At 49.8% G+C, this 13137-nt stretch carries 11 protein-coding genes; 10 read left to right on the top strand and 1 reads right to left on the bottom strand.

The genetic code is table 11. From position 1 onward, the window contains the following. From RDW05_RS09325 to argH, 3 genes are all read left to right on the top strand, one after another. The coding region (locus RDW05_RS09325) for a hypothetical protein (RefSeq protein WP_307978811.1) at nt 1-210 on the top strand (210 nt) is incomplete at its 5' end. A 201-nt stretch (nt 211-411) separates the two neighbouring features. Beyond that, entirely contained in the window at nt 412-1632 is a 1221-nt protein-coding gene (locus RDW05_RS09330; protein WP_021720576.1) for an argininosuccinate synthase, read from the top strand. Next, nucleotides 1632-3044, top strand: coding sequence for an argininosuccinate lyase (argH, locus tag RDW05_RS09335; RefSeq protein WP_210684692.1), 1413 nt, complete (start codon nt 1632-1634; stop codon nt 3042-3044). Before RDW05_RS09330 ends, argH begins: the two co-directional genes overlap by 1 nt. Before the next feature lie 83 nt (nt 3045-3127). Here argH and RDW05_RS09340 read toward each other — a convergent pair whose 3' ends face one another. Beyond that, nucleotides 3128-4498 (bottom strand): sodium-dependent transporter, encoded by a 1371-nt coding sequence (locus RDW05_RS09340; RefSeq protein WP_307978814.1) that lies wholly within the window; start codon nt 4496-4498, stop codon nt 3128-3130. Nucleotides 4499-5175: 677 nt separating this feature from the next. On the opposite strand from RDW05_RS09340, the gene RDW05_RS09345 reads away from it, so the two are divergent. The 7 genes from RDW05_RS09345 (at nt 5176) to RDW05_RS09375 (ending at nt 13123) form a co-directional block, all read left to right on the top strand. Next, a complete protein-coding gene (locus RDW05_RS09345; protein ID WP_307978815.1) occupies nt 5176-6822 on the top strand; it encodes a hydantoinase/oxoprolinase family protein in 1647 nt (548 codons plus the stop codon). A gap of 97 nt (nt 6823-6919) precedes the next feature. Continuing rightward, the gene (locus tag RDW05_RS09350; RefSeq protein WP_307978816.1) at nt 6920-8128 is read left to right on the top strand and encodes a transposase; all 1209 of its coding nucleotides are present in this window, start codon (nt 6920-6922) and stop codon (nt 8126-8128) included. A 184-nt stretch (nt 8129-8312) separates the two neighbouring features. Then, on the top strand, nt 8313-9665 hold the full coding sequence (locus tag RDW05_RS09355; RefSeq protein WP_307978817.1) for a histone deacetylase: 1353 nt from the start codon (nt 8313-8315) through the stop codon (nt 9663-9665). 63 nt (nt 9666-9728) lie between these two features. Next, nucleotides 9729-10322, top strand: coding sequence for an XTP/dITP diphosphatase (locus RDW05_RS09360; protein WP_307978818.1), 594 nt, complete (start codon nt 9729-9731; stop codon nt 10320-10322). Then, complete coding sequence (locus tag RDW05_RS09365) at nt 10319-10798, top strand: metallophosphoesterase (protein WP_293721721.1); 480 nt, start codon at nt 10319-10321, stop codon at nt 10796-10798. The genes RDW05_RS09360 and RDW05_RS09365 overlap by 4 nt, the downstream gene beginning before the upstream one ends. Before the next feature lie 194 nt (nt 10799-10992). Continuing rightward, on the top strand, nt 10993-12219 hold the full coding sequence (locus RDW05_RS09370) for an NADP-dependent malic enzyme (RefSeq protein ID WP_374111031.1): 1227 nt from the start codon (nt 10993-10995) through the stop codon (nt 12217-12219). Nucleotides 12220-12277: 58 nt separating this feature from the next. After that, complete coding sequence (locus tag RDW05_RS09375; RefSeq protein WP_009145044.1) at nt 12278-13123, top strand: fumarate hydratase; 846 nt, start codon at nt 12278-12280, stop codon at nt 13121-13123. Nucleotides 13124-13137: the final 14 nt, after the last annotated feature.

Raw genomic sequence — 13137 nt, forward strand, 5'->3', positions numbered from 1 at the left:
TGGAGAAAGGAGTCCAACACAATGAAAGCAGAATACCGAAAGGGCTGCCTGCAAATAGATAGCGTGGAACGCGAATGGTATGCAGGAGTGCCGAGTGTTGGAACTCGGGATAACAGAGAAAGAGACAATGCAAATCAAGCATTATGGTATTTGAACCGCCGTGTACCGAACGGTACGCACGGTGGTGTGAGAGGACGACTGCTCAAATAATGAGCAGTCTCCTACTCGATTACAGACAAAATTTTCTGAAACAAGCTATATTTTAGGCTTTTTGTTACATCCTGTACACAAAAAGTATTGTATACATGCGCTTAAATACTTGATTTATGCATAAAAAGGGTATATAATACAAGAAGTTTGTAAGTTTATTCACTAATGCATAGCATTATACAGAAATGGGAGGCTATTATAATGAAAAAAGAAGATATTAAGAAAGTAGTTCTGGCTTACTCCGGTGGCCTTGATACATCCGTAATCATCCCCTGGCTGAAAGAGCATTACAACAACTGCGAAGTTATCGCTGCCTGCGCTGACCTTGGCCAAGGCGACGAACTGGAACCCGTTCATGACAAAGCACTGAAAACCGGTGCAAGCAAATGCTACATCATGGACCTGAAAGAAGAATTCATCAGCGACTATGTATGGCCCACCGTTAAAGCCGGCGCTGTATACGAAAAGAAATACCTGCTGGGTACTTCCTTCGCTCGTCCGCTGATTGCTAAAAAATTAGTTGAAATTGCTGAAAAAGAAGGTGCTGATGCTATTGCTCACGGTGCTACCGGCAAAGGCAACGACCAGGTTCGTTTCGAACTGTCCGTAAAGGCTCTGGCTCCGCAACTGGCAATCATTGCTCCGTGGCGTGAGTGGGAACTGCGCAGCCGTGACCAGGAAATCGACTATGCTGCAGCACATAACATTCCTATCCCTGTATCTCATGACCATGACTACTCCATGGACCGCAACATGTGGCATCTGTCCCATGAAGGCAGCGACCTGGAAGATCCGTGGAATGCACCGAAAGATGAGCTGTTCATCGTTACCAACATTCCTGAAAAAGCTCCTGATAAACCGGAATATGTTGAGCTGGAATACGTTGAAGGCGTGCCTGTAAGCGTTAACGGCGAAAAACTCAGCCCGGCTAAGCTCGTTGAAAAACTGAACGAAATCGGCATCCGCAATGCTGTTGGTATTACCGATATGGTTGAAGACCGTCTGGTTGGCATGAAATCTCGTGGCGTTTATGAAAACCCTGCCGGTGCTATCATCTACTACGGCCACAACGATCTGGAAAACCTTTGCCTAGACCGTGCAACCCAATCCTTCAAACAACAGGTTTCCATCCGTTATTCCGAGCTTGTTTACGATGGCATGTGGTTCAGCCCGCTGCGTGAGGCTCTGGATGCTTTCGTTAACGAAACTCAAAAAACCGTTACCGGTACTGTTCGCATGAAACTTTATAAAGGCAACATCTACAGTGCAGGCGTTAAATCCCCGTACTCCCTGTACAGCCAGGAATATGTAACCTTCGGCGAAGACGAAGTTTACAACCAGGCAGATGCTACTGGCTTCATCAACCTCTTCGGCCTGCCGCTGAAAGTTAGAGCACTGATGAAGAAAGGCAACCTGAAATAATGGCCAAGCTTTGGGGCGGTCGTTTCAGTAAGAATACGAACGAATTGGTGGACGCATTTAATGCGTCCATTGATTTTGATAAACGCTTATATCACGAGGATATCCGCGGCAGCATTGCTCATGCCGGTATGCTGGCTAAATGCGGTATCATTCCGGCAGAGGACGGGGAGAAGATCATTGCCGGTCTGAAAGACATCCTGGCTGATATTGAAGCAGGCAACTTCCATTTTGACGTTGCGCTGGAGGACATTCATATGAATGTGGAAGCGCGTCTGACCGAACGTATCGGCAGCGCCGGCGCTCGTCTGCATACCGCACGCAGCCGTAACGACCAGGTTGCGCTCGATATGCATATGTATATGAAGCGTGAGGTTGCCGAAATCGCTGAGCTTTTGCTTAAATTTGAGGAAGCTCTCTTAACAGTTGCCAAAAAGCACGAAAAAACTCTGATGCCGGGTTATACCCATCTGCAGCGTGCGCAGCCGATTACTTTTGCTCATCATATGCTGGCATATTTCAATATGCTGCAGCGTGACTTCCGCCGCCTGCTGGGCGTTTGGGAAGGCGCGGACATGATGCCGCTGGGTGCCGGTGCGATTGCAGGTACTACGTTCCCTATCGACCGCTTTATGGTTGCGGAGGAGCTGAACTTCGGCACAGTTTATCCGAACAGCATGGACGCAGTAAGCGATCGTGACTATATCATTGAATTCCTTTCCTTTGCTTCTACCCTCATGATGCACATGAGCCGTTTGAGCGAGGAAATCTGCCTCTGGAGCAGCACCGAATTCGGCTTTGTGGAGCTGGACGATGCTTTTGCCACCGGCTCTTCTATGATGCCGCAGAAGAAGAACCCTGATATTTCCGAGCTGGTACGCGGTAAAACCGGCCGTGTGTATGGTCATCTGATGGCTATGCTGACTACGGCGAAGGGCCTGCCGCTGACCTATAACAAGGACCTGCAGGAGGATAAGGAAGGCTTCTTCGACGCTATCGACACCGTTAAATTCACGCTGGCTGTTTATCGTGATATGATTCTGACGATGACGGTTAATGTGGATAAGATGGCGCAGGCTGTAAGCAAGGATTTCTCCAATGCCACCGACCTGGCAGACTATCTGGTACGCAAGGGCCTGCCCTTCCGTCAGGCACATGAGGTTGTCGGCAAATGCGTTGCTTATGCTATTCATCAGGGCAAATTCCTGCCGGAGATTTCTCTGGAGGAATACAAGCAGTTCTCCGACCTCTTCGAGAGCGATTTGCTGGTAGCTCTGAAGCCCGAGCATTGTGTAGAAGCACGTAAATCCTACGGCGGCCCTGCTTTCTCCGAAAACGAGAAGCAGTTCGCTATCGGTGACAAGGTGCTGGCAGTGCAGCAGGCTAAGCTGGAGGAGCTGCAAAGCAAGCTGTAATTAAAAATAACGCGCCAAGCGCATAAAAAATGAGCAAGACAGTAGCGAAAACTACTATCTTGCTCGTTTTGTTTTTGCTTATGTTATTTGAAGAACATAGCGTAATAGCCGTTGAAGAAGATGTACAGGACGATCAGCGGCAGAATGTAGGTTGCATAGAAGCGCATCCATTTCGGGAAGCCGATGCCCTTGCCGGTATCAACCTCTTCAATGAATTTGTTCCAGCCCCAGCCGTAGCGGGTAGTGCAGAAGGCCAGGAAGATGAGGCTGCCTAAAGGCAGGATATTGTTGCTGACGAGGAAGTCTTCCAGATCCAGCACGCAGGTGCCTTTGCCCAGAGGCTCAAAGCCGCTCCAGATATTGAAGCCGAAAACGCAGGGCAGGGACAGCAGAATCATGCCGATAACAGCAAAGGGGATGAGGCGACGGCGGTCACCGCCGGTCAGCTCGCAGATGCTGGAGATAATCATTTCGAATACGGCAATAACAGTGGACATTGCCGCAAAGAGCATGAAGAGGAAGAAGAGGGTGCCCCAGATACGTCCGCCGTTCATAGCGTTGAAAACGTTGGGCAGGGTGATGAAGAGCAGGTTCGGGCCTGCGTCCGGCTGGATACCGAAGCTGAAGCATGCCGGGAAGATAATCAGACCGGCAACGATTGCTACGAAGGTATCGAGGAACATAATCCACAGCGCTTCGTTGGTGAGCTTCTGCTCCTTGCCGATGTAGCTGCCGAAGATGGACAGAGAGCCCATGCCGATGCTCAGCGTGAAGAAGGCCTGGCCCATAGCAGCGAAGATTACCTCGCGTACACCATGCTCGGCAATTTTGTCGAAGTCGGGGTAGAGGTAATACTTGAGGCCGGCTTCACTGCCCGGAAGCAGCATGGAGTTGGCTGCAAGCACAACCATCAGCACGATGAGGAAGGCCATCATAATCTTGGTGATGCGTTCAACGCCGTTGCGAACGCCAAGGTAGCAAACGCTGAAGCAGAGCATGATGATGATTGCCATGTTACCGGCCATAGTTGCCGGGTCCTGCAGCAGAGCACCGAAAACGCCTTTGATGCCCTGCGCGTCAAGACCGGAAAGATCACCGATAGCCATTTTGTAGAGAAAATAAAGCATCCAGCCGCTGACAGTGGTGTAGAACATCATCAGGATGATGTTGCCGGCAATAGTTACATATTTGAACAGATGCCATTTAGTTCCCTTCGGCTCCAATGTGTCGAAGGATTTTGCCGGACTGCGTCTGCTGGCGCGGCCGACGGCGAATTCCGCTACCATGATGGGCAGGCCCAACAGCAGCAGGAAGCACAGGTAGATGAGCACAAAGGATGCGCCGCCATATTGACCTGTGACGAAAGGAAAGCGCCAGACGTTGCCTAAACCAATGGCACAGCCGGCAGAAATCAGGATAAATCCCAGGCGTGAAGAGAAGCTCTCACGTTCCATAATACATATCGACTCCCTTACTTATACAATAATAGTATATAGTATAAGGTATTATCCTGTTTTTAGCAAGCTAAAGAGAAATAAAAGCTGTTGCAGGCTTCGGTAACGGCGAATTTGATATAGGCCGGGCAGGAATATTAAATATAACAAATCGTTATAACATTTAACTTGACTATCGGCAGTACCTATTTTATAATAGCCTCACACACAGAGATGGGTTTTGTGTGTAGAGGAGAATTAAAATGCAGAAAAAGTATCTTATTATTTTGAGTACTGTCGTTTTATCTTTATGCGGTGCTGCCAGCCTGGTTTACTATGATGCTCTTTTGAGAGCTTAGCTAAATTTAAGCGGCGGCAATTTACATCCGGCAATCGCAGCTGCAGGACATTATCAGAAATATAAAATGTCTGCAGGATTACCCCACCCGGATGCCAAAAATAATTACAAGGCGTAAGCAACGGAGCTTACGTCTTTTTTTTGCGTGCATATGTCTGCTTTCTGAGCATGCTGCGAAAGCATATAATTATAGTAAGGAATTTTATTCGCACGGCAGGGGGCAACATGATATAATATAATTAATATAGAATGTCCGTAATAAGCAGGATAAAAGTAAATATAGCATAGATTTAAAGAATACGCATTGGCACTCTTGTTGGAATGAAGGAGGGATGAAGCAATGCTGTTAGGTATTGATGTAGGCGGAACCTTTACGGATGCGGTGGTGCTGCGGCAGGGCGATGTGGTGGCACAGGCCAAGCGCGCGACAACGCATGACGATGTGCTGCACTGCGTGCTGGCAGCGCTGGATGCGGTGCTGCAGCCGGGAATGGCGCAGGAGCTGGAGCGTGTGGTAATATCCAGCACTATCGTGACCAACGCTTTGACCGAGGGCAGTTTGCCGCCGGCATTTTTGGCAATTATCGCCGGACCGGGCATGAACGTCAAGGGACATCTGCCGGTGATGCCGTATTATCTGTCGGGTTATGTGGACCATCGCGGCAAGATTACTGCTAACATCGAATGGAGCAGGCATCAGGAGCTGCTGCGGCGCAAGGGCAGCGGTGTGTGCGCTGTGAGCGGCAAGTTTTCCGTGCGTAACCCGCAGCTGGAATATCAGGCGGAGCATGAGCTGAAAAAATGCGGCTACAGCAAGGTGTTCTTGGGCAGCGAGCTGAGCGGTGAGCTGAACTTTGTGCGACGCAGCAATTCGGCCTATTTTTCCGCGCAGGTTTATGAGCTTTTCACCCGCTTCTGTAGACGCATCGAGCGTGCTCTAGCAGAACGCGGTATCAGCGCTCCGGTGCATATTCTGAAGGCGGACGGCGGTACGCTGCCGCTGGCGGCAGCCTTGCAGCAGCCTGTGGAGGCTGTGTTTACCGGTCCTGCGGCTTCCGTACTGGGCATAGAGGCGCTGTGTGCTCCCCAAGTTAACAGCATCTCGCTGGATGTGGGCGGCACTACTACCGACATTGCCTTCTGGGAGAACGGCCTGCCGCTGATGGCCCGCAAGGGTGCGGCGGTTGCCGGCTATCCTACGGCAGTGCGCGCCTTTCATATGCGCAGCATCGGCATCGGCGGTGACAGCAGGCTGCATAAGACGGCAAACGGTTATGTTGTCGGCCCCGAGCGCGAAGGTCCCGCTGCCGCTGTCGGTGGCAGTACGGCAACGCTGAGCGATGCGCTGATTACGGCGGGTTATGTGCATTTTGGTGATGAGGAGCGGGCGCAGGCGGCGATTGCCGCTCTGGGCGGCGAGCCGCAGGCGGAAGCACGCAAGATTGTGGCTGCCGCCGTTGAGCAGATTAAAATAACGATTCGGGAAATGCTGGACGAATGGGCTAAGCAGCCCGTATATACGGTTAACGATGTTATCAAGGGCACGGAATTTATTCCGCAGCAGCTGATTGGCGTCGGCGGCGGCGCACCGGGCTTAATAAGGGCGCTGGGCGAATCTATGGCGCTGCCGGTGGATATTCCTGCCGGAGCGATGGTAGCGAATGCTATCGGCGCGGCGGTAGCAAGGCCGACGCTGAGCGCAGGACTCAGAGCGGATACTACCGACGGCTATTACATTATTCCTGAGGGCGGAAAACGCGAAAGCCTGCCGCGACGCTTCAACAAGCAGGCGGCAGAGGAGCTGCTCGCAAGCTGGCTGCGGGAGCAGACGGCGCAGTGGCAGCTGCCCGACCAGGAAACGGAGCTTATCAGCTACGAGCATTTTCATACAGTACACGGCTATTACGAAACCGGCGATATTTACAGCCTGCGTATGCAGCTGAAGCCGGGAATTCTCTATAAGGTTAGCGGCAGGGAGGAATATTAAGTTGCTCAATGCATAGATAAATATACGCATTAGTGACATAATATACTAACAAACAGAGAGTGCGATGAATAGGTCCATAAAAAACCAAATAGAGGGGATGAAAGCATTGCTAAAGGCGTTCAAGACAGAAATAGCCCCGACTAGAGAGCAGAAAGAAAAGATTATTAGCTCAATTGGTATTGCCAGATTTTTATATAATCAGTACATTGCCTATAATAAAAAACTGTATAGGATGTATCAGCGTGGCCTGTTAGACAACCATCAGAAGCATTTTGTGTCTGCCAATGATTTTGATAAATATGTAAATCATAAGCTGAAGTTAAATCTGCCATGGATTAATGATTGTGGTTCTAAGGCTCGCAAAAAAGCTTTGGTAAACGCTGAAACTGCTTTCAAGAAATTTTTTGATGGCCTGGCAGGTTTTCCTCGCTTCAAAAGGAAATCTAATCAAGATGTAAAGCTTTATTTTCCCAAAAATAATAAAGGCGACTGGACAATATGGCGACACAAATTGACAATACCTACACTTAAACAAGTCCGGCTCAAAGAATTTGGCTACTTACCCGTAGGTACAGTTGTTATCAGCGGAACGGTATCTTGCGTAGATGGCAGATTTTATGTGTCCGTAGTGGTAGATATTGACGAAAAATCCAAACACAACAAAGATTTAGAAACATCGTACCGTACAGTAACAGATGGCATCGGTATAGATTTAGGTATCAAAGATTTAGCTGTCGTAAGCGATGGCAGAAAGTTTAAAAACATTAATAAAAGTTCAAAGGTCAAAAAACTGGAGAAACGGCTTCGGAGAGGGCAGAGGCGACTTAGCCGTAAATATGAGTCTAAGAAGAAGAAAGGTGGTAAGACTGCTACTGCCTCTGCAAACATAGAAAAGCAAAAGCTAAAAGTACAAAAACTTCATCATCGCATTAAGCAGATCCGTGAGGATTATGAAAATAAAGTCATCCAAGAAATCGTAAAGCAAAAACCACGCTTTATTACGGTGGAAGATTTGAATGTCAAAGGCATGATGAAGAACAGGCATCTGGCAAAAGCTGTGGCTGCACAGCGATTTAATAATTTTTTGGTTAAGCTGAAGCGAAAAGCCGAAATTATTGGTATAGAATTTCGTGTTGTTGATATATTCTATCCAAGTTCCAAGACTTGCCATGCTTGCGGACATATTCATAAAGGTTTGAAACTCAAAGACCGTGTATATGTTTGTCCTGAATGTGGCTATACGAAAGACAGGGATTTCAATGCTTCGCTTAATTTGCGAGATGCAAAAAAATATCGGATAGCTTAACAACAAAAGTTCCGATATATGTACCGATGGCTAGTCGGGAACAGGCTTATCTTCTTGTTTAAGCAAGGAGCATATTTGCCAACGCCTTCGGAGTACTATACAAACGCCAGTAGCTTGTCTTTCAAGACAGCGAGAGCGAGTACGATGAACAAGGAATATTTCTAATACATAAACACTTTTGTCTATGTTTTTAGTAGCAGGTGAGCTTCTGATGGCAAAGAATACCTTGGGATTAGTATTTTTCCCTGCGTTTGACTGGATGATCAGCCCCGGTCACCCCGAACGGCAGGAGCGCTTATTATATACGCGCGACCAGCTGGAGGAGGAGGGCCTCTTTGACTGCGAGGAGATTAAGGAATATCGCCCGCGTCTTGCTGAAATCGAGGATTTGCAGCGTGCGCATGTCGGCGTGCCGGCGATTGCACGTTTGATTACGCCGGCACACCTGACCTCTGCGGGAGGCTGCCTGGTGGCGGCCGATGCCGTAATGCAGCGGGAGGTACAGCGTGCCTTTGCTCTCGTGCGTCCGCCGGGACATCATGCTATGCGTGTAGTACACGGAATCCGTGGTTTTTGTACTATTAATATTGAAGCAATAATGGTAGAATATTTACGTAGCAGGTATAATATCCGCAGGATTGCTGTTGTGGATACCGACGTGCATCACGGCGACGGCTCGCAGGATGTGTTCTACCACGATCCCGATACACTGTATATCTCCTTCCATCAGGACGGGCGCACCTTGTATCCGGGCACAGGCTTTCCTAATGAAGCAGGAAGCCCTGCGGCTTGGGGTACGAATATCAATCTGCCCTTGCTGCCGGGAACAGGCGACGAAGGACTGCACCGCCTGTATGACGGCTTAATCACGCATATTCTGGAGGACTTTCAGCCGGAGCTGATTATCAACAGCGCCGGCCAGGATAACCATTTCAGCGACCCGCTGGCTTCGATGCAGGTGACGGCACAGGGCTATGCGCGTCTGGCGGATAAGCTGCAGGCGGATATTGCGGTGCTGGAGGGCGGTTATTCAATTGAAAGCGCCCTGCCTTATGTCAACACCGGTATTATTCTGGCGATGGCAGGCATGGATTACAGCAAGGTGGTGGAGCCTGATCTGCGCGGACTGCGTCCGCAGGATGAGCGCTGCAACAAGCGCGTAGACCAGCTTATTGCCGAGGTAGGCGATTTGTACTTCAACCGTGAGCGCACGAGCAAGGAATTGCTGGCGAAATGCGGTAATATCTGGCAGCGCAGCAAGCATATCTACTACGATGAGGAGGGTATCCGCGAGGAGCAGGTGGAAAGCGTGCATTATTGCGAACGCAAGGCCTGCCGCGGTTATTTTACCCTGCAGACGGCGGCCGAAGGGACGCGCTTTGGCGACCAGAGCGCCTTCATTACCTGCCTGACGCGCGAAATCTGTCCGCATTGCCGGCAAAAGGCCTACGATGCAGCGCTGGCAGAAAAGAAGCGCGGCCGCTGGCAGTATGTGTTAGTGCAGGATATTGCCACAGGCACAGTAGAAAATCTATAAATAATAAGCATTAGGACGCTGCAAAATAAATACGCGTCTTAAGCTGAGAATCGAGGTTAAATAATGATTAATGAATTGGTTGTAGCTACCCATAATCAGGGCAAGGTGGAAGAGTTTAAAACTTTAATGAAGGATTTGCCGATTGATATCAAATATCTGGCAGATTTTGACGCAGTGGAAGCACCTGCGGAAACAGGCCGCACCTTTGCTGCCAATGCCCGCCAAAAGGCTACCTATTATGCAAAGAAGCTGGGCAAGCCCTGCATCGCCGATGATTCCGGCCTGGAGGTGCAGGCACTGGACGGTGCTCCCGGTGTGCGCAGTGCGCGCTATGCCGGCGAAAAGGCCAGCGACGAGGACAACAACAAACTGCTGCTGCACAACATGAAGTTTCAGGTTAAGCGTACCTGCCGCTTCCGCTGTGCGCTGTGCGTAGCACAGCCCGACGGCAAGGTGCTCAACGAGGTAGACGGCATCTGCGACGGTATGCTGCTGCATGAGCCCTTGGGTGAAAACGGCTTCGGCTACGACCCGCTGTTCTGGTCTACAGAGCTGCACAAGGGTATGGCAGAGGCTACCATGCAGGAGAAAAACAAAATCAGCCATCGCGGTAAGGCAATCCGTAAGCTGGTTGCTATCTGGAGCAAAAAGAAATGAGAATAGGCATTACGGGTGATACGCATGGCAGCGCGCAGGCGATTCGCCGCATTCTGCAGCAGACACCGCCTATCGAGCTGTGGCTGCATACAGGCGATTATGCGGCCGACGCCAACCGCCTGCATGATGCGACAGGCATCAAAACAGTGCGTGTGCGCGGCAACTGCGATTTATTGGATGATGGCAGTAAATATGATGAGTATCTGGAAATAGAAGGCTACAAAATCTGGCTGACGCACGGACACAGATATATAGAAAGAAATGTGCAGGCTGATTTGGGCTATTGGGCCAAGCAGCTGGGGCAGGATATCGTGGTGTTCGGTCATACGCATGTGCCGATGGCCGAGTATTATGCGGAAACGCTGCTGGTGAACCCCGGCAGTCCGTCCCGCCCCCGCGGCGGTTCGGAGCCTTGCTTTGCGGTGCTTACACTGCAGGCGGGGCAGACACCGCAGGTGGAATTCTTCAAGGTGTGAGTCTTTGGTTAAGAAAATTTTGCGCAGTAAGCAAAAATCTTTTGACAATTCCTTAAAATGATGTAGATTACACAGAAAACATCTTGCAAAACAGGGTAGTTTAATATACAATAAGTGTATACTATTTAACGGACGGAGCTAATGATTTTTTAGACAGCTTACGTCGGGAAATCTTGGGAGGAAAAAAGATGACAATGACTCTGCGTGAAGAAGCTCTTAAATTACATATGGACAATAACGGCAAAATTGCTGTAGTAAGCAAGGTGCCTATTGCAAACCGTCATGATCTGGCTATTGCCTATACCCCGGGTGTAGCTGAACCTTGTAAGGATATCAAAGAGGACAAAAACCTCTCCTTCGAATATACCTGCCGCGGCAACATGGTTGCTATTATTACCGACGGTACCCGTGTACTTGGCTTGGGCGATATCGGCCCCGAAGCTGCTATGCCGGTAATGGAAGGCAAGGCTGCACTGTTCAAAACCTTCGGTGATGTTGACGCTGTGCCTGTTTGCCTCGATACCAAGGATCCGGACGAATTCATACGCACCGTTAAGCTGCTGCAGCCTAACTATGCAGGCGTTAACCTGGAGGATATTTCCTCTCCCAAATGCTATGAAATCGAAGATAAGCTGAAGGAAATCTGCGACATTCCTGTATTCCACGATGACCAGCATGGTACCGCTATTGCCTGCCTGTCTGCTGTACTGGGCGCACTGCGCTTTGTTAAAAAAGACATTGCTACCGCTAAATTCGTTGTCAACGGCTGCGGTGCTGCCGGCAGTGCTATCGGCCGTCTGCTGGTAAACATGGGTGCACAAAATGTAATCATGGTTGACCGCTTCGGCGCTCTCTATGAAGGCATCGACGCTAAGCTGGACCGCATCCAGAGCTATCTGGCTACCGTAACCAATAAAGAGCATAAGCAGGGTACTCTTGCTGATGTTGCCAAGGGCGCGGACGTTATGATCGGTGCTTCCGCTCCGAACGTATTCACCAAAGAAATTATGCAGAGCATGGCTGACAAGGCTATTGTTTTTGCTCTGGCTAACCCTGTTCCGGAAACCAGCTATGATGCTGCCAAGGAAGCAGGCGTTGCAGTTGCCGGCACCGGCCGCAGCGACAGACCGAACCAGGTTAACAACGTAACCGTATTCCCGGGCGTATTCCGCGGTGCTATTGATGTACGCGCACGCGCTATCACCGAGGATATGAAGGTTGCCGCTGTTTATGCTATTGCCGATCTGATTGACGAAAAAGACCTGCGTGAGGACTATGTAGTACCGGACGCTTTTGACCCGCGTGTTGCTCCGGCGGTTGCTGCCGCTGTAGCTAAGGTTGCTATCGAAAAGGGCCTGGCACGCAAAATTGTAGATCCTGAGGTTGTTAGAGCCAATACTGCTAAACGCATCGGCCGTTAAGACGCAATATACAAATATTATTCTCACAATGACAATGTGAGCTTAGGAGGATGAAAACATGAGAGAAATAAAGGTTAGTGAAGTCACTGATGTTATTGCCAAGCTGTGCATGGATTCCTGCTACTATCTCCCGCAGGAGATGATGGACAAGATCAGAAATGCCGCTGTTGAAGAAGAATCTCCTTTGGGCAGGGAAATCCTTGCTACCTTGATTGAGAACTTCGAGCTGGCTAAGAAAAAAGCTGTTCCTCTGTGTCAGGATACCGGTCTGACCGTTGTATTTCTGGAAATCGGCCAGGAAGTGCATTTTGTTGACGGCGATTTGTATACTGCCATTCATGCAGGCGTAGCAAAGGGCTACACTGAAGGCTATCTGCGTAAATCCTCTGTAGGCGACCCGGTATTTGATCGTAAAAATTCCGGTGATAATACTCCGGCAATCATCCACACCAAGATTGTTCCCGGTGAAAAGGTTAAAATTATCGTTTGCCCCAAAGGCTGCGGCAGCGAAAACATGGGCGCTTTGAAAATGCTGAAGCCGGCAGACGGTGTTGAAGGCATCAAAAAATTTGTTGTTGATACCGTGCGTGCCGCAGGCCCGAACCCCTGCCCGCCGATTACCGTCGGCGTAGGCATCGGCGGCAACATGGAGCGTGCCGCAATTCTGGCTAAATACGCGCTGACCCGTACCGTAGGCGAGCACAACAAGGATGAGCGCTATGCGGCACTGGAGGACGAGCTGCTGGAGCTGGTAAACAAGACCGGCGTCGGTCCTTCTGGCTTAGGCGGCAGCACTACCGCTCTGGCTGTAAATGTTGAATTTACCCATACCCATATCGGTGGTATGCCCTGCGCTGTAAACCTGAACTGCCATCAGGCACGCAAGGCTGAAGCAGAAATTTAAAGGAGGCGCCTGAA

The sequence above is a fragment of the uncultured Phascolarctobacterium sp. genome, assembly GCF_902463975.1.
GTDB lineage: Bacteria > Bacillota > Negativicutes > Acidaminococcales > Acidaminococcaceae > Phascolarctobacterium_A.

Excerpts from the sequence above, each read along its gene's own strand:
- RDW05_RS09360 (WP_307978818.1), top strand. The coding sequence starts at position 9,729 with ATGATTAATGAATTGGTTGTAGCTACCCATAATCAGGGCAAGGTGGAA.
- RDW05_RS09350 (WP_307978816.1), top strand. The coding sequence starts at position 6,920 with ATGAAAGCATTGCTAAAGGCGTTCAAGACAGAAATAGCCCCGACTAGA.
- RDW05_RS09340 (WP_307978814.1), bottom strand. The coding sequence starts at position 4,498 with ATGGAACGTGAGAGCTTCTCTTCACGCCTGGGATTTATCCTGATTTCT.
- RDW05_RS09365 (WP_293721721.1), top strand. The coding sequence starts at position 10,319 with ATGAGAATAGGCATTACGGGTGATACGCATGGCAGCGCGCAGGCGATT.
- RDW05_RS09330 (WP_021720576.1), top strand. The coding sequence starts at position 412 with ATGAAAAAAGAAGATATTAAGAAAGTAGTTCTGGCTTACTCCGGTGGC.
- RDW05_RS09345 (WP_307978815.1), top strand. The coding sequence starts at position 5,176 with ATGCTGTTAGGTATTGATGTAGGCGGAACCTTTACGGATGCGGTGGTG.
- argH (WP_210684692.1), top strand. The coding sequence starts at position 1,632 with ATGGCCAAGCTTTGGGGCGGTCGTTTCAGTAAGAATACGAACGAATTG.
- RDW05_RS09355 (WP_307978817.1), top strand. The coding sequence starts at position 8,313 with ATGTTTTTAGTAGCAGGTGAGCTTCTGATGGCAAAGAATACCTTGGGA.
- RDW05_RS09375 (WP_009145044.1), top strand. The coding sequence starts at position 12,278 with ATGAGAGAAATAAAGGTTAGTGAAGTCACTGATGTTATTGCCAAGCTG.
- RDW05_RS09370 (WP_374111031.1), top strand. The coding sequence starts at position 10,993 with ATGACTCTGCGTGAAGAAGCTCTTAAATTACATATGGACAATAACGGC.